The sequence below is a fragment of the Massilia sp. GER05 genome (genome assembly GCF_052056005.1).
Lineage (GTDB): Bacteria > Pseudomonadota > Gammaproteobacteria > Burkholderiales > Burkholderiaceae_D > Telluria > Telluria orientalis.
Genome location: NZ_CP178858.1, coordinates 6,967,733 through 6,985,457, shown reverse-complemented (window position 1 = coordinate 6,985,457; position 17,725 = coordinate 6,967,733). Strand labels below are relative to the sequence as shown.

15 protein-coding genes are annotated in these 17,725 nt (G+C 65.3%); 14 read left to right on the top strand and 1 reads right to left on the bottom strand.

Annotated features, from left to right (window positions below; genetic code table 11):
* From mraY to lpxC, 13 genes are all read left to right on the top strand, one after another.
* Positions 1 to 1,170, top strand: coding sequence for a phospho-N-acetylmuramoyl-pentapeptide-transferase (mraY, locus tag ACL58G_RS30730; RefSeq protein ID WP_056122815.1), 1,170 nt, complete (start codon positions 1 to 3; stop codon positions 1,168 to 1,170).
* Positions 1,171 to 1,186: 16 nt separating this feature from the next.
* Positions 1,187 to 2,692, top strand: a complete 1,506-nt coding sequence (murD, locus tag ACL58G_RS30725; protein ID WP_440964276.1) for a UDP-N-acetylmuramoyl-L-alanine--D-glutamate ligase — start codon at positions 1,187 to 1,189, stop codon at positions 2,690 to 2,692.
* Complete coding sequence (gene ftsW / locus ACL58G_RS30720) at positions 2,692 to 3,918, top strand: putative lipid II flippase FtsW (RefSeq protein WP_440964274.1); 1,227 nt, start codon at positions 2,692 to 2,694, stop codon at positions 3,916 to 3,918. The genes murD and ftsW overlap by 1 nt, the downstream gene beginning before the upstream one ends.
* Positions 3,915 to 4,997 (top strand): undecaprenyldiphospho-muramoylpentapeptide beta-N-acetylglucosaminyltransferase, encoded by a 1,083-nt coding sequence (murG, locus tag ACL58G_RS30715; protein WP_413339094.1) that lies wholly within the window; start codon positions 3,915 to 3,917, stop codon positions 4,995 to 4,997. The genes ftsW and murG overlap by 4 nt, the downstream gene beginning before the upstream one ends.
* Positions 4,994 to 6,391, top strand: coding sequence for a UDP-N-acetylmuramate--L-alanine ligase (gene murC, locus ACL58G_RS30710; protein WP_371768690.1), 1,398 nt, complete (start codon positions 4,994 to 4,996; stop codon positions 6,389 to 6,391). The genes murG and murC overlap by 4 nt, the downstream gene beginning before the upstream one ends.
* On the top strand, positions 6,388 to 7,362 hold the full coding sequence (locus ACL58G_RS30705) for a D-alanine--D-alanine ligase (RefSeq protein ID WP_440964271.1): 975 nt from the start codon (positions 6,388 to 6,390) through the stop codon (positions 7,360 to 7,362). Before murC ends, ACL58G_RS30705 begins: the two co-directional genes overlap by 4 nt.
* Before the next feature lie 10 nt (positions 7,363 to 7,372).
* Entirely contained in the window at positions 7,373 to 8,200 is an 828-nt protein-coding gene (locus ACL58G_RS30700) for a cell division protein FtsQ/DivIB (protein ID WP_413386901.1), read from the top strand.
* A gap of 21 nt (positions 8,201 to 8,221) precedes the next feature.
* Positions 8,222 to 9,454: a cell division protein FtsA gene (gene ftsA / locus ACL58G_RS30695; protein WP_056122830.1), complete on the top strand. Its 1,233-nt coding sequence runs from the start codon at positions 8,222 to 8,224 to the stop codon at positions 9,452 to 9,454.
* A 217-nt stretch (positions 9,455 to 9,671) separates the two neighbouring features.
* Entirely contained in the window at positions 9,672 to 10,871 is a 1,200-nt protein-coding gene (gene ftsZ, locus ACL58G_RS30690) for a cell division protein FtsZ (RefSeq protein ID WP_056122832.1), read from the top strand.
* Positions 10,872 to 11,082: 211 nt separating this feature from the next.
* The gene (locus tag ACL58G_RS30685) at positions 11,083 to 11,586 is read left to right on the top strand and encodes a peroxiredoxin (protein WP_413339101.1); all 504 of its coding nucleotides are present in this window, start codon (positions 11,083 to 11,085) and stop codon (positions 11,584 to 11,586) included.
* A 7-nt stretch (positions 11,587 to 11,593) separates the two neighbouring features.
* Positions 11,594 to 12,055 carry a GNAT family N-acetyltransferase gene (locus ACL58G_RS30680; protein ID WP_440964267.1) on the top strand — a complete coding sequence of 154 codons (462 nt, stop codon included), beginning with the start codon at positions 11,594 to 11,596 and terminating at the stop codon, positions 12,053 to 12,055.
* Between the two features lie 10 nt (positions 12,056 to 12,065).
* The gene (locus ACL58G_RS30675; protein ID WP_413386902.1) at positions 12,066 to 12,947 is read left to right on the top strand and encodes a DMT family transporter; all 882 of its coding nucleotides are present in this window, start codon (positions 12,066 to 12,068) and stop codon (positions 12,945 to 12,947) included.
* Positions 12,948 to 13,018: 71 nt separating this feature from the next.
* Positions 13,019 to 13,954 carry a UDP-3-O-acyl-N-acetylglucosamine deacetylase gene (gene lpxC, locus ACL58G_RS30670; protein WP_413386903.1) on the top strand — a complete coding sequence of 312 codons (936 nt, stop codon included), beginning with the start codon at positions 13,019 to 13,021 and terminating at the stop codon, positions 13,952 to 13,954.
* A 195-nt stretch (positions 13,955 to 14,149) separates the two neighbouring features.
* Here lpxC and ACL58G_RS30665 read toward each other — a convergent pair whose 3' ends face one another.
* Entirely contained in the window at positions 14,150 to 14,653 is a 504-nt protein-coding gene (locus ACL58G_RS30665) for a DciA family protein (protein WP_440964265.1), read from the bottom strand.
* A gap of 245 nt (positions 14,654 to 14,898) precedes the next feature.
* Between ACL58G_RS30665 and secA the strand changes: the two genes are divergently transcribed.
* Positions 14,899 to 17,682: a preprotein translocase subunit SecA gene (gene secA, locus ACL58G_RS30660; RefSeq protein WP_413386906.1), complete on the top strand. Its 2,784-nt coding sequence runs from the start codon at positions 14,899 to 14,901 to the stop codon at positions 17,680 to 17,682.
* Positions 17,683 to 17,725 lie beyond the last annotated feature (43 nt).

Genomic DNA, 17,725 nt, shown 5'->3' with positions numbered 1-17,725 from the left:
ATGCTGCTTTGGCTCGCACAATATTTTCAGGACTATCTGGGTCCGCTGCGCGTTTTTAACTACATCACGTTCCGCGCCGTCTTCGCGACCATCACCGCGATCAGCATCGGCATGCTGTGCGGTCCGGCCGTGATCCGCAAGCTCACCGAGATGAAGGTCGGCCAGGCCGTGCGCACGTACGGTCCGCAGACGCACCTGTCCAAGCACGGCACCCCGACCATGGGCGGCGTGCTCGTGCTGATCGCGATCGGCGTCTCGACGCTGCTGTGGTGCGACCTCTCGAACCGCCTGATCTGGCCAGTCCTGGTCGTCACGCTGGGCTTCGGCGCCATCGGCTGGGTCGACGATTACCGCAAGGTCGTCTACAAGGACCCCGAGGGCATGCGCTCGGGCGAAAAATACTTCTGGATGTCGCTGATCGGCATCACCTCGTCGCTGTACCTCGCGTTCTCCGTCTCGGCCGCGACGCCGTGGGAAGTGTGGCAGCTGTTCTTCGCATGGGTGCAGTCCGGCTTCTCGATGGACCTGCCGCCGAAGGCCGACCTGATCGTCCCGTTCTTCAAGACCATCAGCTATCCGCTGGGCGTGTGGGGCTTCATCGCGCTCACGTACTGCGTGATCGTGGGTGCCTCCAACGCCGTCAATTTCACCGATGGTCTCGACGGCCTCGCCATCATGCCGACCGTGATGGTCGGCGGCGCGCTGGGCCTGTTCGCTTATCTCACCGGTAACGCGACGTATTCGAAATACCTGTTCATCCCGCACATCCCGGGCGCCGGCGAACTGCTGATCTTCTGCGGCGCGATGGCCGGTGCGGGCCTCGCGTTCCTCTGGTATAACGCGCACCCCGCGCAGATGTTCATGGGCGACGTGGGCGCGCTGGCGCTGGGCGGCGCGCTCGGCACCATCGCCGTCATCGTGCGCCAGGAGATCGTCCTGTTCATCATGGGCGGCGTGTTCGTCGCCGAGACGCTGTCCGTGATCATCCAGGTCAGCTGGTTCAAGTACACCAAGAAGCGCTATGGCACGGGACGCCGCGTGTTCCTCATGGCGCCGCTGCACCACCATTTCGAACAGAAGGGCTGGAAGGAGACCAAGGTCGTGGTGCGGTTCTGGATCGTGACGATGATCCTGGTCCTCGTCGGTTTCTCAACCCTCAAGCTGCGCTGATAACGGGGTAACCGAGATGAACTACGACGGCAAAACCGCACTGGTACTGGGACTCGGCGAATCGGGCCTGGCGATCGCGCTGTGGCTCGCGCGCCGCGGCGCCCGCGTGCGCGTGGCCGACACGCGCGCCGAACCCGCGCGCCTGCCCGCGCTGCGCGCTGCGGTGCCGGATGCGGACTTCGTCGCCGGCCCGTTCGCCGCGAACCTGCTGGACGGCGTGGACTTCGTCGCCGTCAGCCCGGGCCTCGCCCCGAACCGCGAACTCGCGGAGATCGCGCCGGCGGCCGTCGAACGCCACGTGCCGCTGTGGGGCGAGATCGAGTTGTTCGCGCAGGCGCTGTCGGCGCTGAAGGCGGAGCAGGGGTATTCCCCGAAAGTCATCGCCATCACGGGCACCAATGGCAAGACGACGGTGACGAGCCTCACCGGCCTGCTGTGCCGCCGCGCCGGTCTCACGACGAAGGTCGCGGGCAACATCAGCCCCGCCGCGCTGGACGTGCTGCGCGAGGTGCTTGATGCGGATGAGCTCCCGCAGGCCTGGGTGCTGGAACTCTCCAGCTTCCAGCTGCACACGACGTACAGCCTGAACCCGGACGCGGCGACGGTCCTGAACATCACGCAGGACCACCTCGACTGGCACGGCAGCATGGTCGCCTATGCCGCCGACAAGGCGCGCATCTTCGGCGCCGACACGGTGCGCGTGCTGAACCGCGACGATAGCGTCGTGATGGGCATGACGGCGCCGGGCGCGACGATCACCACGTTCGGCACGGGCGAACCGGATGCGCCGGGCAGCTTCGGTCTCGTGAACGAGCGCGGCGTGCTGTGGCTTGCGAATGCGAATCCTCTGGAAGAACCCGAGAAGAAGAAAAAGAAGAACGACCCGGCGCAATCGACTGAGCCGGTCGAAGTCACGATCAATCGATTGATGCCGGCCGACGCGCTGCGCATCCGCGGCCTGCACAACGCCTCCAACGCGCTGGCCGCGCTGGCGCTGTGCCGCGCTTGTGGCCTGCCGCTGGCGCCGCTGCTGCACGGCCTGCGCGATTACCAGGGCGAGCCGCACCGCGTCGAACTGGTCACCAGCATCGACAACGTCGAGTATTACGACGATTCCAAGGGCACGAACGTGGGCGCGACGGTCGCCGCGCTGGAAGGCCTCGGTAAAACGTTCGGCGAGACCGATCGCCAGATCCTGCTCATCGCCGGCGGCGACGGCAAGGGCCAGGATTTCAGCCCGCTCGCGGGCCCGTGCGCGCGCTACGTGCGCGCCGTGCTGCTGATCGGCCGCGACGGCCCCGCCATCGGCGCCGCATTGGCCCCCACCGGCGTACCGTGCTTCGACCTGCCGGGATTGCCGGAAGCCGTGCGCCGCGCGAGCGGCCTGGCGAAATCGGGTGACGTCGTGCTGCTGTCGCCCGCGTGCGCGAGCCTGGACATGTTCACGAACTACGCGCACCGCGCCCAGGTCTTCGTCGACGCCGTGCGCGACATCGCGCTCGAGAAGGGACAGGATCTCTGATGGCCTTCCAGATTCCCTTCAAGTTCGGCGGCAGCTCCAGCGACGCGGGAAACAGCGCGATCGCGACGCGCGCACGCCCGTCGCGCATGATGGAATACGACCAGCCGCTCGTGTGGGTCGTGCTGCTGCTGATGCTGTTCGGGATGGTGATGGTGTACTCGGCGTCGATCGCGCTGCCGGACTCGCCCAAGTTCGCCTACCTCGCCGGCAAGAATAACTACTTCCTGGTGCGCCAGGCCATGTTCATCGTGATCTCGATGGTGACGGGCCTGTTCGTCTTCCGTATTCCCGTCGCGACGTGGCAGCGCTTCGCGCCGCTGATGTTCGTCGCCACGCTGGTCCTGCTGGCGCTCGTGCTGATCCCCGGCGTCGGCGTCGTCGTCAACGGCGCGCGCCGCTGGCTGTCGCTGAAGATTTTCAATTTGCAGCCGTCCGAGATCATGAAGGTGGTGTCCGTGCTGTACGCGGCCGACTTCACGGTGCGCAAGCAGCAGTACATGCACAAGCTGACGAAGGGCTTCATGCCGATGGCCGCCGCGATGGCGCTCGTCGGCGCGCTGCTGATGCTCGAACCCGACCTCGGCGCGTTCGGCGTCGTCGTCTGCATCTCGATGGGCATCCTGTTCCTCGGCGGCTTCAACATGATCTGGTTCGGCGGCATCGGCGCCGTCCTCGTGCTGGTGTTCTCGACCATCATCGCGCTGTCGCCGTTCCGCCGCGCGCGCATGTTCGCGTACATGAACCCGTGGGAAGAGGGCAATGCGCTGGACAAGGCGTACCAGCTGACGCACTCGCTGATCGCGTTCGGCCGCGGCGAATTCTTCGGCGTGGGCCTGGGCGGTTCCGTCGAGAAGCTGCACTACCTGCCGGAAGCGCACACCGACTTCATCATGGCCGTCATCGGCGAGGAACTGGGTCTCGTCGGCGTGCTCATCGTGATCGGCCTGTTCTACTGGCTCGTCAAGCGCGCGTTCGACATCGGCCGCCAGGCCATCGCGCTGGAACAGCACTTCGCCGGCCTCGCCGCGAAAGGCATCGGCATCTGGATCGGCGTACAGGTGTTCATCAACATGGGCGTGAACCTGGGCCTGCTGCCCACGAAGGGCCTGACGTTGCCGCTGATGAGCTATGGTGGTTCCGGCGTGCTGTTCAACTGCGTGGGTCTCGCGATCCTGCTGCGCATCGATTACGAAAACCGGGTACGGATGCGGGGAGGCCGTCAATGACCAGGAAGCTCATGATCATGGCCGCCGGCACCGGTGGCCACATCTTTCCCGGCATCGCCATCGCGCAATCGATGCGCGAGCGCGGCTGGGAAGTCTCGTGGCTGGGCACGCAGCACGGCATGGAAAAGGATATCGTGCCGAAGCACGGCATCCCGATGGATTCCATCGACTTCGCCGGCATGCGCGGCAAGGGCATCGCGCACACGGTGTCCGGCGCGTTCAAGCTCGTCGCCAGCTTTGCATCAATCCGCAAGTACCTCGCATTGCGCCGCCCGGACGTCGTGCTGGGCATGGGCGGCTACGTGACGGTGCCGGGCGGGATGATGGCGCGCTCGCGCGGAATCCCGTTGGCGCTCGTGAACGCGGATGCGGCCCTGCTCCTGTCGAACAAGACCTTGAGCCCGCTCGCGCAGCGGGTGCTGTTCGGCTTCCCGGCCGATTTCGGCAAGGCGGCAGGTAAAGCCGTCGTCACCGGCAACCCGGTGCGCAAGGAAATCCTCGAGATGCCCTCGCCGGGGCACCGCTTCGCCGGCCGCACCGGCCCGCTGAACATCCTCGTCGTCGGCGGCAGCCTCGGTGCGAAGGTGCTCAACGACAGCGTGCCGGCCGCGCTGGCGCTGATCCCGGAAGGGCTGCGTCCGACCGTGACCCACCAGTCGGGCAAGAAGAACATCGATGCGTTGCGTGCCGCGTACGCGCAGGCGGGCGTGCAGGCGAACGTGGTCGACTTCATCGACGACATGGCGGCGGAATATGCGAACGCGGACCTCGTGATCTGCCGCGCCGGCGCGATCACGATCTCGGAACTGACGGCGGCCGGCGTCGCGAGCGTGCTCGTGCCGTTCGTCGCCAGCACGACGAGCCACCAGCGCGACAACGCGATCTGGATGGCGGGGCAGAAGGCGGCCGTGCACCTGCCGCAAGGCGAACTGAATCCGCAGCAGCTGGCAAAGCTGCTGCAAACCACCACGCGCGACGACTGCCTGGCGATGGCCGAGGCGGCGCAGGCCGTGGGACGGCGCGACGCCAATGCGGCGATCGCGCGCGTACTTGAAGAACTGGCGAACGGCGGACAATGAAACACAAGATCAAACACATTCACTTCGTCGGCATCGGCGGCAGCGGCATGAGCGGCATCGCGGAAGTGCTGCTGAACCTCGGCTATAAAGTGTCGGGCTCGGACCTCGCGTCGAACGCGGCCAGCCAGCGCCTGCAGCAGCTGGGCGCGGACGTGCGCATCGGCCACGCGGCGGACAACATCGCCGGCGCGGACGCCGTCGTCACGTCGACCGCCGTCAACGAAGCGAATCCGGAAGTCGTCGCCGCGCGCGCCGCGAAAGTCCCCATCGTCCCGCGCGCGATCATGCTGGGCGAGCTGATGCGCCTGAAGCGCGGCATCGCCATCGCCGGCACGCACGGCAAGACGACGACGACGAGCCTCGTCGCGTCCGTGCTCGCGCAGGGTGGCCTGGACCCGACGTTCGTCATCGGCGGGCGCCTGAACAGCGCGGGCGCCAACGCGAAGCTGGGCACCGGCGACTACATCGTGGCCGAGGCGGACGAATCGGATGCGTCGTTCCTGAACCTGTCGCCGATGATCGAGGTGATCACCAACATCGACGCCGACCACATGGACACGTACGAACACGACTTCGAGAAGCTGAAGGGCGCGTTCGTCAACTTCACGCACCGCCTGCCGTTCTACGGCCGCGCGATGATGTGCATCGACGACGCGAACGTGCGGGCTATCCTGCCGCAGGTGACGAAGCCCGTGACCACGTACGGCTTTTCGGAAGACGCCGAAGTGCGCGCCCTGAACGCGCGCGCCCAAGGCATCCAGATGCATTTCACCGTGCGCCAGCAGGGTTATCCGGACACGGACTTCGTGCTGAATCAGCCGGGCATGCACAACGTGCTGAACGCCTGTTCCGCGATCGCGATCGCGCGCGAGATCGGCGTGCCGGACGAAGCGACGGCGCAGGGCCTGCGCGAATTCAACGGCGTGGGCCGCCGCTTCACGCGCTACGGCGAGATCGAACTGCCGCAGGGCGGCAGCTTCACGCTCGTCGACGACTACGGCCACCACCCGGTGGAAGCCCAGGTCACGCTGGCCGCCGCGCGCGCCGCGTATCCGGGCCGCCGCCTCGTGCTGGCGTTCCAGCCGCACCGCTATAGCCGCACCCGCGACCTGTTCGAGGACTTCGTCAAGGTGCTGGCCGCGCCGGACGTGCTGCTGCTGGCCGAGGTGTATCCGGCCGGCGAAGCCCCGATCGTGGCGGCGGACGGCCGCGCGCTCGCGCGTGCGCTGCGCGCGGGCGGCCAGGTCGAACCGATTTTCGTGGAAGCGATCGCCGACATGCCGGCGACGATCCTCAAGGTGGCGCGCGACGGCGACGTCGTGCTCACCATGGGCGCCGGCTCCATCGGCGGCGTTCCCCATCAACTGACATCGAATCAAAAGGTAACATCGTGAGCATTACGGAAACCGACGCAAAAGCCCTGGGCAAGGTCGGCGTGCTGTTCGGCGGCCGCTCCGCCGAGCGCGAGATTTCGCTGATTTCGGGCGGCGGCGTGCTGCAGGCGCTGAAATCGAAGGGGATCGACGCGCATGCGTTCGACCCGGCCGAGCGCTCGCTGGCCGAACTGGCCGCGGAAAAATTCGACCGCGTGTTCATCGCGTTGCACGGCCGCTACGGCGAGGACGGCACGCTGCAGGGCGCGCTGGAACTGCTGGGCATCCCGTACACGGGCAGCGGCGTGATGGCGTCCTCCGTCGGCATGGACAAGGTCACGACCAAGATCGTGTGGCTGGCGGCCGGTGTGCCGACGCCGCGCTACGTCACCATCGCCGCCGGTGCGAACGTCGACACGGACGCCATCGTCGCCGAACTGGGCCTGCCGCTGATCGTCAAGCCGCCGCTCGAAGGTTCCACGATCGGCATCACCAAGGTGACCGACGCGGCAGCGCTGCAGGCCGCCGTCGACCTGGCGCGCCAGTACGACAAGGTGGTGCTGGTCGAGCAGTTCATCCAGGGCCGCGAATTTTCCGTGCCGGTGCTGGGCAGCGGCCCCACCGCGCGCGCGCTGCCGATCGTGGAGATCGTCGCGCCCGAGGGCAATTACGACTACCAGAACAAGTACTTCACGGACGACACCAAGTACCACTGCCCGGCGCCGCTGGATGCGGCGACGACGGCCGCGATCCAGGCGCACGTGGTGAACGCGTACCGTGCGCTCGGCTGCGAAGGCTGGAGCCGCATCGACGTGCTGCTGCGCGCGTCGGACAACGAGCCGTTCCTGCTGGAGGTGAACACGTCGCCGGGCATGACGACGCACTCGCTCGTGCCGATGGCGGCGCGTGCCGAGGGCACGAGTTACGAAGACCTGTGCGTGGACATCCTGCGCTCCGCCAGCCTGAAAGCTGGCCAGGCCAAGAAGGGATAAGGAAGCAAAGATGTGGCATGACGTGCGAGCTCTGAATGCAACCGCCAGCGCGCTCACCGCGCTGGTGGTGCTCGCGTGTGTGGCGTCGGGAGTGTGGTGGCTGTCGCAGCGCCCGATGTTCACGTTGCGCGCGGTGCGGGTCGAGAGCATGTACGGGCTGGACCTGCAGCACGTGAACGAGCTGACGGTGCGTAACGGGGTGCTCGGGAAGATCAGCGGTAACTTCTTCACGACCGACCTCGAACAGGTGCGCACCACCTTCGAGGCCGTGCCGTGGGTGCGCAAGGCCAGCGTGCGCCGCGAGTGGCCGAACCAGCTGATCGTGCAGGTGGAAGAGCACGAGGCGCTCGGCACCTGGGGCGGGGACGGCAAGCTGTTGTCGGTGAAGGGCGACGTGTTCACGGCCAACCTGGGCGAGGCCGAGGCCGACGAGGACCACGCACTGCCTGCGTTCGATGGTCCTCCCGGCAGCGAGAAGGAAGTGCTGACGCGCTTCGCGGAACTGCGCCGCTGGTTCGCGCCGATCCGCCTGATGCCGGAGTCGATCAGCCTGTCGAACCGCTACGCCTGGACCGTGAAGCTGAACAACGGCATGAGCGTGGAGTTGGGGCGCGAGAAGGACAAGGACACGCTGCACGGGCGCGTGCAGCGGCTGGTGAGCATTTACCCCCAGCTGGTGGCTAGACTGCAGGAGGGGCGCATCGATACGATCGACATGCGCTATCCGAACGGTCTCGCATTGTCCTCGGCGGCATTGACCGTGCCGGCGGATGCGACCAAGCCCGTGAAGGCGGCAGTGAAGAAAAAAACAAATACCAAAACTACAAAGCAGATCTAATTTAAGCAGGCGACAGCAAACATGACAAAAGACGCGAAGAACCTGATCGTCGGCCTCGACATCGGTACCTCGAAGGTGGTGGCGGTAGTGGCCGAAGTGATGGCCGATGGCCGCCACGAGGTGATCGGACTGGGCCAGCACGAATCCAAGGGTTTGAAGAAGGGCGTTGTCGTCAACATCGAAGCGACCGTCGAATCCATCCAGCGCGCGCTCGAGGAAGCCGAGCTGATGGCCGACTGCAAGATCCGCAACGTGTATGCGGGGATCGCCGGCAGCCATATCCGTTCGTTCAACTCGAGCGGCATGGTCGCCATCAAGGACAAGGAAGTGACGGCCACGGACGTGGCGCGCGTGATCGAGACGGCGAAGGCCGTGAACATCCCGACCGACCAGCAGCTGCTGCACACGGTGCCGCAGGAATTCATCGTCGACAACCAGGAAGACGTGCGCGAGCCGATCGGCATGAGCGGCATCCGCCTCGAGGTGCGCGTGCACATCGTCACCGGTGCGGTGTCCGCGGTCCAGAATATTGTAAAGTGCGTGCGCCGCTGCGGCCTCGAGGTCTCGGACCTGATCCTGCAGCCGATGGCGTCGGCCGATTCCGTGCTGACGAACGACGAGAAGGAACTGGGCGTCGTGCTGATCGACATCGGCGGCGGCACCACCGACATCGCGGTGTTCAGCGACGGCGCGATCCGCCACACGGCCGTGCTGCCGATCGCCGGCGACCAGATCACGAGCGACATCGCGATGGCGCTGCGCACGCCGACGGGCGAGGCGGAAGAGATCAAGATCCGCTACGGCGTGGCCAAGCAGGTGCTGGCCGATCCGGGCGAGTCGCTGGAAGTGCCGGGCCTCGGCGACCGCGGACCGCGTTCGCTGTCGCGCCAGGCGCTGGCTGCCGTGATCGAGCCGCGCGTGGAAGAACTGTTCGCGATGGTGCACCAGGTCGTGCGCGAGTCCGGCTACGAAGGCGTGCTCTCGTCGGGCATCGTGCTGACCGGCGGCTCGTCGATCATGCCGGGCATGATCGAAATGGCGGAAGACATCTTCCTGAAGCCGGCGCGCCTCGGCACGCCGGAATACCGCGGCCAACTGGCGGACGTCGTGCGCAGCCCGCGCTACGCGACGGTCCTCGGTCTGCTGCTGGAAGCGAAAAAACAGTACCTGCGCGGTCATATCGTCACCCGTCAGGACGGGTCGGTGAAGGCAGTGTGGCAACGAATGAAAGAGTGGTTCCTCGGGAATTTCTGAGGCGGCGGAGGACCGCAGCGCGCGTGAGCCAGGATGGGAACAACGTAAACGCAACGCGTGGCGGGTTTTTCGGAGTGGTTGTAACAGCTAGTAGCAGATTTGCTTGGTAACGGACACGAAACATTTTTAAAATAGTGGCGCGTTTCCAATCTCGAGTCCTGGCGATGTCCGCGAGGATTCGGGCTTGGAAACGGCTCATCGAGATTAGGAGTTCATCATGGAGTTCGATATGGTCGATAACGCAGCATTGGGCACGGTCATCAAGGTCGTCGGCGTTGGCGGCGCGGGTGGCAATGCGGTCCAGCATATGATCAACAAGGGCGTCGCCGGCGTGGAGTTCATCGCGGCGAATACCGACGCCCAGGCGCTGGCCGCATCCAGCGCCCACAACATCATCCAGATCGGCGAGTCCGGCCTGGGTGCGGGCATGCGTCCGGAAATCGGCCGCCAGCTGGCCGAGCAATCGCGCATGCGCATCGAAGACGCGCTGCGCGGCGCGCACATGGTCTTCATCGCCGCCGGCATGGGCGGCGGCACGGGCACCGGCGCCGCGCCGATCGTCGCGGAAGTCGCCAAGAGCCTGGGCGCGCTGACCGTGGCCGTCGTCTCGAAGCCGTTCTCGTACGAAGGCCAGAAGTGCATGGACGTCGCCGAAAACGGCCTGAACGAACTGACCAAGCACGTCGACTCGCTGATCGTCATCCTGAACGAGAAGCTGGAAGACATCTACGAAGACGAATCGATGCTGGACTGGATGAAGCATGCGGACGATGTGCTGAACAACGCCGTCGCCGGTATCGCCGAGATCATCAACGTCCCGGGCCACATCAACGTCGACTTCAACGACGTGAAGACCATCATGAGCGAGCAGGGCAAGGCCATGATGGGCACCGCGACCGCGTCGGGCGTCGACCGCGCGCGCATCGCCGCCGAACAGGCCGTCGCTTCGCCGCTGCTGGACGGCATCGACCTGTCGGGCGCGAAGGGCGTCCTGGTGAACGTCACCGCGTCGCGCGGCCTGAAAGGCAAGGAGATCAAGGAAGTCATGGCCGCCGTGCGCGCCTTCGCGGCACCGGACGCCGCGATCGCACAAGGCATCGCCTACGACGACGAGATGGGCGACGAACTGCGCGTGACCGTCGTCGCGACGGGCCTGGGCAAGAACAAGGCCAACATCTCGCTGGTGCAGCCGCAGCAGGTGCTGCGCACCGGCACGTACGGCGCGCCGATGATGTCGGGCACCCCGGGCGTGACGGCCGGCGTGACCATGGGTACGGCGACCGCCGGCGCGATGGACGGCATGAAGCAGCCGGCCGTGTGGCGCCGCGAGCAGGCCTCCGAGCAGGTGCGCGCGATGCAGAACAACGGTGTCGAGACCTACGACATCCCGGCGTTCCTGCGCAAGCAAGCCGACTAAGTAGCAGACTCCAACGCCGGCTGACCACCGGCGCTCCATGATGCGGGGCCAGGCTGTTCCAAGCAGCCTGGCCTTTCGTTTTTGAGAACCGGGGTCAGAGCCCGATTTTTGGAATTGGCTCGTGGGCAGTTGCCAAAATAAGGGCTCTGACCCCGGTTTTCTTTGGTTCAGGCATACTTGCGGGTTCTTGAAACTTGAAAGGAATACCACCATGACGATCCAGATCGGCGACCGCCTGCCGGAAGGCGCCCTGCAAGAATTCATCGACGTCGAAACCGAAGGCTGCGCACTCGGTCCGAACACGTTCAACGTGGCCGACCTCGTGAAAGGTAAAACCATCGCCATCTTCGGCCTGCCGGGTGCCTTCACCCCGACCTGCTCCGCGCAGCACCTGCCCGGCTACATCCAGCTGGCCGACCAGCTGAAAGCCAAGGGCGTCGACGAGATCTGGTGCATCTCCGTGAACGACGCGTTCGTGATGGGCGCGTGGGGCCGCGACCAGAAGGCCACCGGCATCGTGCGCATGATGGCCGACGGCAGCGCCACGTTCACCAAGGCCCTGGGCCTGGAATTCGACCTCGTCGCCAAGGGATTTGGCGTGCGCTCCAAGCGCTACTCGATGCTGGTGCAGGACGGCGTCGTCAAGCAGCTGAACATCGAGAACGGCGGCTTCGACGTGTCGTCGGCCGAGACGCTGCTCAAGCAACTGGGCTGATCGACCCTTGATCATCAACACCGAAACGCCGGACCAACCCGAGGTGCGCGACCTGCTCGCGCGCCTCGACGCGTACTGCGCCGCGCTGTATCCGGTCGAGAGCAACCACCTGATGGACGTCGCGTCGCTGATGCAGGGCGACGTGCTGTTCCTGGTCGCGCGCGACGTGGACGGTGCGGCGGTCGGGTGCGCGGCGCTCGTCAACCAGCAGGAGTATGGCTCAGTTTATGGTGAGATCAAACGCATGTTCGTGGACGAGCGCAAGCGCGGCCTCGGCACCGGGCGCAAGCTGCTCGAGCACCTCGTGATGTTCGCGCGGATGTCCGGCCTGTCGGTGCTGCGCCTGGAGACCGGCATTCATCAGCCGGAAGCCATCGGGTTGTACGAGCGTCTCGGCTTCGAGCGCCGCGCGCCGTTCGGCGATTACCGGGAGGATCCGCTGTCGCTGTTCATGGAGATGCCGCTTTGAGAGATCGCCCATGAGCCGCCTCGCCGGGAACATGCGCAGCATTCGCGCGATGCTGGTCTGCGTCGCCATGTTCTCCATCATGGACATGACGATGAAGCTCCTGTCCGCGCACTTCCCGGCGATGCAGGTGGCGTCGATCCGCGCGTTGTCCGCGCTGCCGCTCGTCGGCGCTTATTTATTCTGGCGCGGCGGCCAGCGGTCGCTCTGGCAGATCCGCTGGCCGCTGCACCTGCTGCGCGGCGCGATCGGCATCGCGATGCTGGCGCTGTTCACGTACGGCCTCAAGACGCTGTCGCTGGCCGAAGCGTATTCGATCTTTTTCATCGGCCCGATCCTGATCACGGTGCTGTCCGTGTTCGTGCTGGGCGAGCGCGTGAACGGCGCGCGCTGGATCGCGATCGGCGTCGGCATGGCCGGCGTGCTCGTCGTGCTGCGGCCGACCGGCGCCGGCTTTTTCTCGCTGGGCGGACTCGCGGTGCTGACCGCGGCCGTGTGCTATGCCGTGTCGGCCGTGGCCGGACGCGTGCTCGCGCGCACGGACCGGGGCGAGCACATGATGTTCTGGCTGATGGTGCTGATGGCGATCGGTGCGACGCCCATGGCCGCGCCCGCGTGGGTGCCCGTGCAGGCCGGGCACTGGCTGCTGATCCTGATGCTGGCCGTGAGCGGCTTTTTCGGCCAGCTGGCGCTGACGGAGGCGTTCAGCCACGGCGAGGCGTCCGTGGTGGCGCCGTTCGAATACACGGCGCTGGCCTGGGGCGTGGCCATCGACTGGCTCATGTGGAAAACCTTGCCAGATGAATACACTTTACTGGGCGCCGCCATCATCATCGGCAGTGGCCTGTACCTGATCCGCCACGAAACCACTCACGCGGAAGCCGAGCATCCTTGAAAACGTGGTGTTCCTGCCACCGGGGCAGGCGGGTCCCGGCAAGGCTGTAAACGCTACGATATAATCGAACGATGCTCAAACAACGAACCATCAAACAACTGGTGCGCACGACAGGTGTCGGCTTGCACTCCGGCACCAAGGTCGAGCTGACCCTGCGTCCGGCGGCCGCCGATATGGGCATCGTGTTCCGCCGCGTCGATCTCGACCCCATCGTCGAGTTCCCGTCGAATGCCGATATCGTGGGCGATACACGCATGGCGTCGGTGCTCACGCAGGGCAATGCGCGCGTCTCGACCGTCGAGCACCTGATGTCGGCCTGCGCCGGCCTCGGCATCGACAACCTGTACGTCGACGTCACGGCCGAAGAGATTCCGATCATGGACGGTTCCGCGTCGTCGTTCGTCTTCCTGCTGCAGCAGGCGGGTGTGCAGGAGCAGGCCGCGCCCAAGAAATTCATCCGCGTGCTGAAACCCGTGGAAGTCCGCCAGGGCAGCGGTGCCAACGAGAAATGGGCGCGCCTGACCCCGTACGACGGCTTCAAGCTCGACTTCTTCATCGAATTCAACCACCCGGCCGTGGACGGCACGACGCAGCGCGCGATCGTCGACTTCGGCAAGGTCTCGTACGTGCACGACGTGGCGCGTGCCCGCACGTTCGGCTTCATGCAGGACGTGGAAAGCCTGCGCGGCATGGGCCTGGCGCGCGGCGGCTCGCTGGAAAACGCGATCGTGATGGACGAGTACCGCATCCTGAATGCGGACGGCCTGCGCTACGACGACGAGTTCGTGCGCCATAAAATCCTCGACGCGATCGGCGACCTGTATCTCGTCGGCTCGCCGCTGCTGGCCAGCTACGAGGCGCACAAGTCGGGCCACGGCCTGAACAACCTGCTGCTGCGCGAGCTGCTGGCGCATCCGGAATCGTACGAGATCGTGACGTTCGATGCGCAGGAGCGGGCGCCCGTGTCCTACGGCGCGCAGATGGAAAGGGAGTGGGCGCTGACCTGAGGCGCCGGCTTTAGCTTACCCGCGTCCCCAAACAACGTCGTTCCCGCGCAGGCGGGAACCCAATGCAGGCCGGCACTGCGCTAACGCACTTGGATGCCCGCCTTCGCGGGAAGTCATTTCCGGCAGTGCCGGGAATGACGGTGTTAAGGTAACGGCGCTTGTTACTTTCACGACGGTCTCGCAGTAACGACGCTCCTATTTCTTCCGTCTCTCCGCCAGCCTCTTGATTGCCGCGATCAGCGCCGCGTTCTGCGGCGTTTCCGGCAACGTTTCCCCCAACTGCTCGAACGCATCCACCGCCGTCGGCGGCAAGGTCAGCGAGGACGGCTTCAGCTCCTCGCGCACGGGCACGTTCGGCCGCATCTGGATCTTGATGCGCACGTTCTCCACTTGCCACCCCTTTTTCTGCAAACCCGCCTGCAGCTTGGGCAGCTGCTGCTTGAGCTTGGCCGCGACGGCGGAAGAGGGCACGGCGAGGGTCAGCACGGCATCCTGGAACGACAGCACGTCGCAGCCGGCGTACATCGGCGGCAGGATCGCTTTGACGTCGCGCTGCAAATTGCCCACGCGCAGGGCGGTCGGCATCAGGGCGGCGAGGCGGTCGTTGGCGCGCAGGAAGTCGGTCGCCACGAACGACGTCTTGCGGTCGCGGGTGCCGTAGATATGGAAGGGACGCTGCTGATTGTTCGTGGACTGCATGCTCGGAACATACCACAGCCGCCGGCCCTGCCGCGAAGAATCGTGCGTCTTGTGTGAAATCGAATGCAGTTTGATAACATTTTTTGCCAGCCGCACTTGTGATCCGCCGGGCGACCCCCAAGTGTGGCCGGATCGCATGATAAAATCGGTGGCTTTTTGCCATTGGTGCTCTCGGGGAGATATGTTTTTGCTATCATCCTGGGCTCCTCGGACCTTTTTCGCGGCGTACTTTTGAAGAACACAGCATGTCATTCCTGACCAAGATTTTCGGCAGCCGTAACCAGCGTCTGCTCAAGCAATACCAAAAATCCGTACGCGAGATCAACGCGCTCGAGCCGCAGATGGAAGCGCTGTCCGATGCCGATCTCCAGGCAAAGACAAACGAATTCAAGCAACGCCTGGCCGGGGGCGCCACGCTGGACGACATCCTCGTGGAAGCCTTCGCCGTCTGCCGCGAAGCCGCCAAGCGCGTCATGAAGATGCGCCACTTCGACGTGCAGCTGATCGGCGGCATGGTCCTTCACTACGGCAAGATCGCCGAGATGGGCACCGGCGAGGGTAAAACGCTGATGGCGACCCTGCCCGTGTACCTGAACGCGTTGTCCGGCAAGGGCGTGCACGTCGTGACGGTCAACGATTACCTGGCCCAGCGCGACGCCGAGCAGATGGGTCGCCTGTACGGCTGGCTCGGTTTGACGACGGGCGTGAACCTGTCGCAGATGGATCACGACAGCAAGCAGAAGGCCTACGGTTCCGACATCACCTACGGCACCAACAACGAATACGGCTTCGACTACCTGCGCGACAACATGGTCTACGAGATGCGCGAGCGCGTGCAGCGTGGCCTGAACTTCGCCGTGGTCGACGAGGTGGACTCGATCCTGATCGACGAAGCGCGTACGCCGCTGATCATTTCCGGACAGGCCGAGAACCACACGGAGCTGTACCACAAGATCAACGAAGTCCCGCCGCTGCTGACCCTGCAGATCGGCGAGGAAACCCCGGACGGCAGGGGCAACATCGAAGTCCCGGGCGACTACACGAAGGACGAGAAGGCGCACACCGTGCTGCTGACCGAGGCCGGCCACGAAAAGGCCGAGGCCATCCTCACGAAAATGGGCCTGCTGCCGGAAGGCGCGTCGCTGTACGACGCCGCCAACATCACGCTGATCCACCACCTGTACGCCGCCCTGCGCGCGCACGTGCTGTACCACAAGGACCAGCACTACGTCGTGCAGAACAACGAGGTCGTGATCGTCGACGAATTCACCGGCCGCCTGATGACGGGCCGCCGCTGGTCCGACGGCCTGCACCAGGCCGTGGAAGCGAAAGAGGGTGTGCGCATCCAGAACGAGAACCAGACGCTGGCCTCGATCACCTTCCAGAACTACTTCCGCATGTACAGCAAGCTGTCGGGCATGACGGGTACGGCGGACACGGAAGCGTACGAATTCCAGGAGATCTACGGCCTGGAAACCGTCGTCGTCCCGCCGAACCGTCCGTCGCAGCGCAAGGACCGCCAGGATCAGGTGTACAAGACGGCGCAGGAAAAATACCAGGCGATGGTGAACGACATCCGCGACTGCTACGAGCGCGGCCAGCCGGTCCTCGTCGGTACGACGTCGATCGAGAACTCGGAATTGCTGTCGGGCATCCTGGACCAGGCCAAGCTGCCGCACAACGTGCTGAACGCGAAGCAGCACGCCCGCGAGGCGGAGATCATCGCGCAGGCCGGTCGTCCGAAGATGATCACCATCGCCACCAACATGGCCGGCCGCGGCACCGACATCGTCCTGGGCGGCAACGTCGAGAAGCAGATCCAGTTCATCGAGGCGGACGAATCGCTGTCGCCGGAACAGAAGGCCGAGCAGTCGGCCAAGCTGCGCGAGGAATGGCAATCGCTGCACGACCACGTCGTCGCGCAGGGCGGCCTGCACATCATCGGCACCGAACGCCACGAGTCGCGCCGCGTCGACAACCAGCTGCGCGGCCGTTCGGGCCGCCAGGGCGACCCGGGTTCGTCGCGCTTCTACCTGTCGCTGGACGACCCGTTGCTGCGCATCTTCGCGGGCGACCGCGTGCGCGCCGTGATGGACCGCCTCAAGATGCCGGAAGGCGAACCGATCGAAGCGGGCATGGTCACGCGCTCGATCGAAGGCGCGCAGCGCAAGGTCGAGGCCCGCAACTTCGACATCCGCAAGCAGCTGCTGGAATACGACGACGTCGCCAACGACCAGCGCAAGGTGATCTATACCCAGCGTAACGAGTTGCTGGAAGCGGCCGACATCTCCGAGCTGATCGCCAGCTTGCGCATCGGCGTGTTCACCGACGTCGTGCGCACCCATGTGCCGGCGGAGTCGGTGGAAGAGCAGTGGGACATCCCGACGCTGGAGCGCGTGCTGGCCGACGAATGGGCCCTGCCGGTGCCGCTGGCGAAGATGCTGGAGGAAGAGCCGAACCTGAACGACGACGACATCCTCGAGCGCGTGCTGGCCGCCGCGGAGAGCTCGTACGAAGCGAAGGTCGGCATCGTCGGCAAGGAAGCGTTCGGCGGCTTCGAGCGCAACGTCATGCTGCAGAACATCGACACGCACTGGCGCGAGCACCTGGCCGCGCTGGACCACCTGCGCCAGGGCATCCACCTGCGCGGTTATGCGCAGAAGAACCCGAAGCAGGAATACAAGCGCGAAGCGTTCGAACTGTTCGGCGCGATGCTCGACCAGATCAAGAACGAAGTCATCCGCACCATCATGACCGTCCGCATCCAGACCCGCGAGGAAGTCGAGGCGGCGGAAGCGGCGATGCAGGCAGCGGCTGCACACCTGGAAAACGTCAACTACCAGCACGCCGACTTCGACCCGACGGCGGCGCCGGAAGAACTGTTGGCGCCGCTCGCAGTCACTCCAGGCACGACGGCGATGGCGGACGATCCGGCCACCACCTACATGGGCGTGAAGGTCGGCCGCAACGACCCGTGCCCGTGCGGCAGCGGCAAGAAGTTCAAGGCTTGCCACGGCAAGCTGGCGTGATGCCGTAACCCCCAAAAAGAAGGCACCCGCGGGTGCCTTTTTT

Coding starts and splice junctions, on each gene's coding strand:
- mraY (WP_056122815.1), top strand. CDS start 1: ATGCTGCTTTGGCTCGCACAATATTTTCAGGACTATCTGGGTCCGCTG.
- murD (WP_440964276.1), top strand. CDS start 1,187: ATGAACTACGACGGCAAAACCGCACTGGTACTGGGACTCGGCGAATCG.
- ftsW (WP_440964274.1), top strand. CDS start 2,692: ATGGCCTTCCAGATTCCCTTCAAGTTCGGCGGCAGCTCCAGCGACGCG.
- murG (WP_413339094.1), top strand. CDS start 3,915: ATGACCAGGAAGCTCATGATCATGGCCGCCGGCACCGGTGGCCACATC.
- murC (WP_371768690.1), top strand. CDS start 4,994: ATGAAACACAAGATCAAACACATTCACTTCGTCGGCATCGGCGGCAGC.
- ACL58G_RS30700 (WP_413386901.1), top strand. CDS start 7,373: ATGTGGCATGACGTGCGAGCTCTGAATGCAACCGCCAGCGCGCTCACC.
- ftsA (WP_056122830.1), top strand. CDS start 8,222: ATGACAAAAGACGCGAAGAACCTGATCGTCGGCCTCGACATCGGTACC.
- ftsZ (WP_056122832.1), top strand. CDS start 9,672: ATGGAGTTCGATATGGTCGATAACGCAGCATTGGGCACGGTCATCAAG.
- ACL58G_RS30685 (WP_413339101.1), top strand. CDS start 11,083: ATGACGATCCAGATCGGCGACCGCCTGCCGGAAGGCGCCCTGCAAGAA.
- ACL58G_RS30675 (WP_413386902.1), top strand. CDS start 12,066: ATGAGCCGCCTCGCCGGGAACATGCGCAGCATTCGCGCGATGCTGGTC.
- lpxC (WP_413386903.1), top strand. CDS start 13,019: ATGCTCAAACAACGAACCATCAAACAACTGGTGCGCACGACAGGTGTC.
- ACL58G_RS30665 (WP_440964265.1), bottom strand. CDS start 14,653: ATGCAGTCCACGAACAATCAGCAGCGTCCCTTCCATATCTACGGCACC.
- secA (WP_413386906.1), top strand. CDS start 14,899: ATGTCATTCCTGACCAAGATTTTCGGCAGCCGTAACCAGCGTCTGCTC.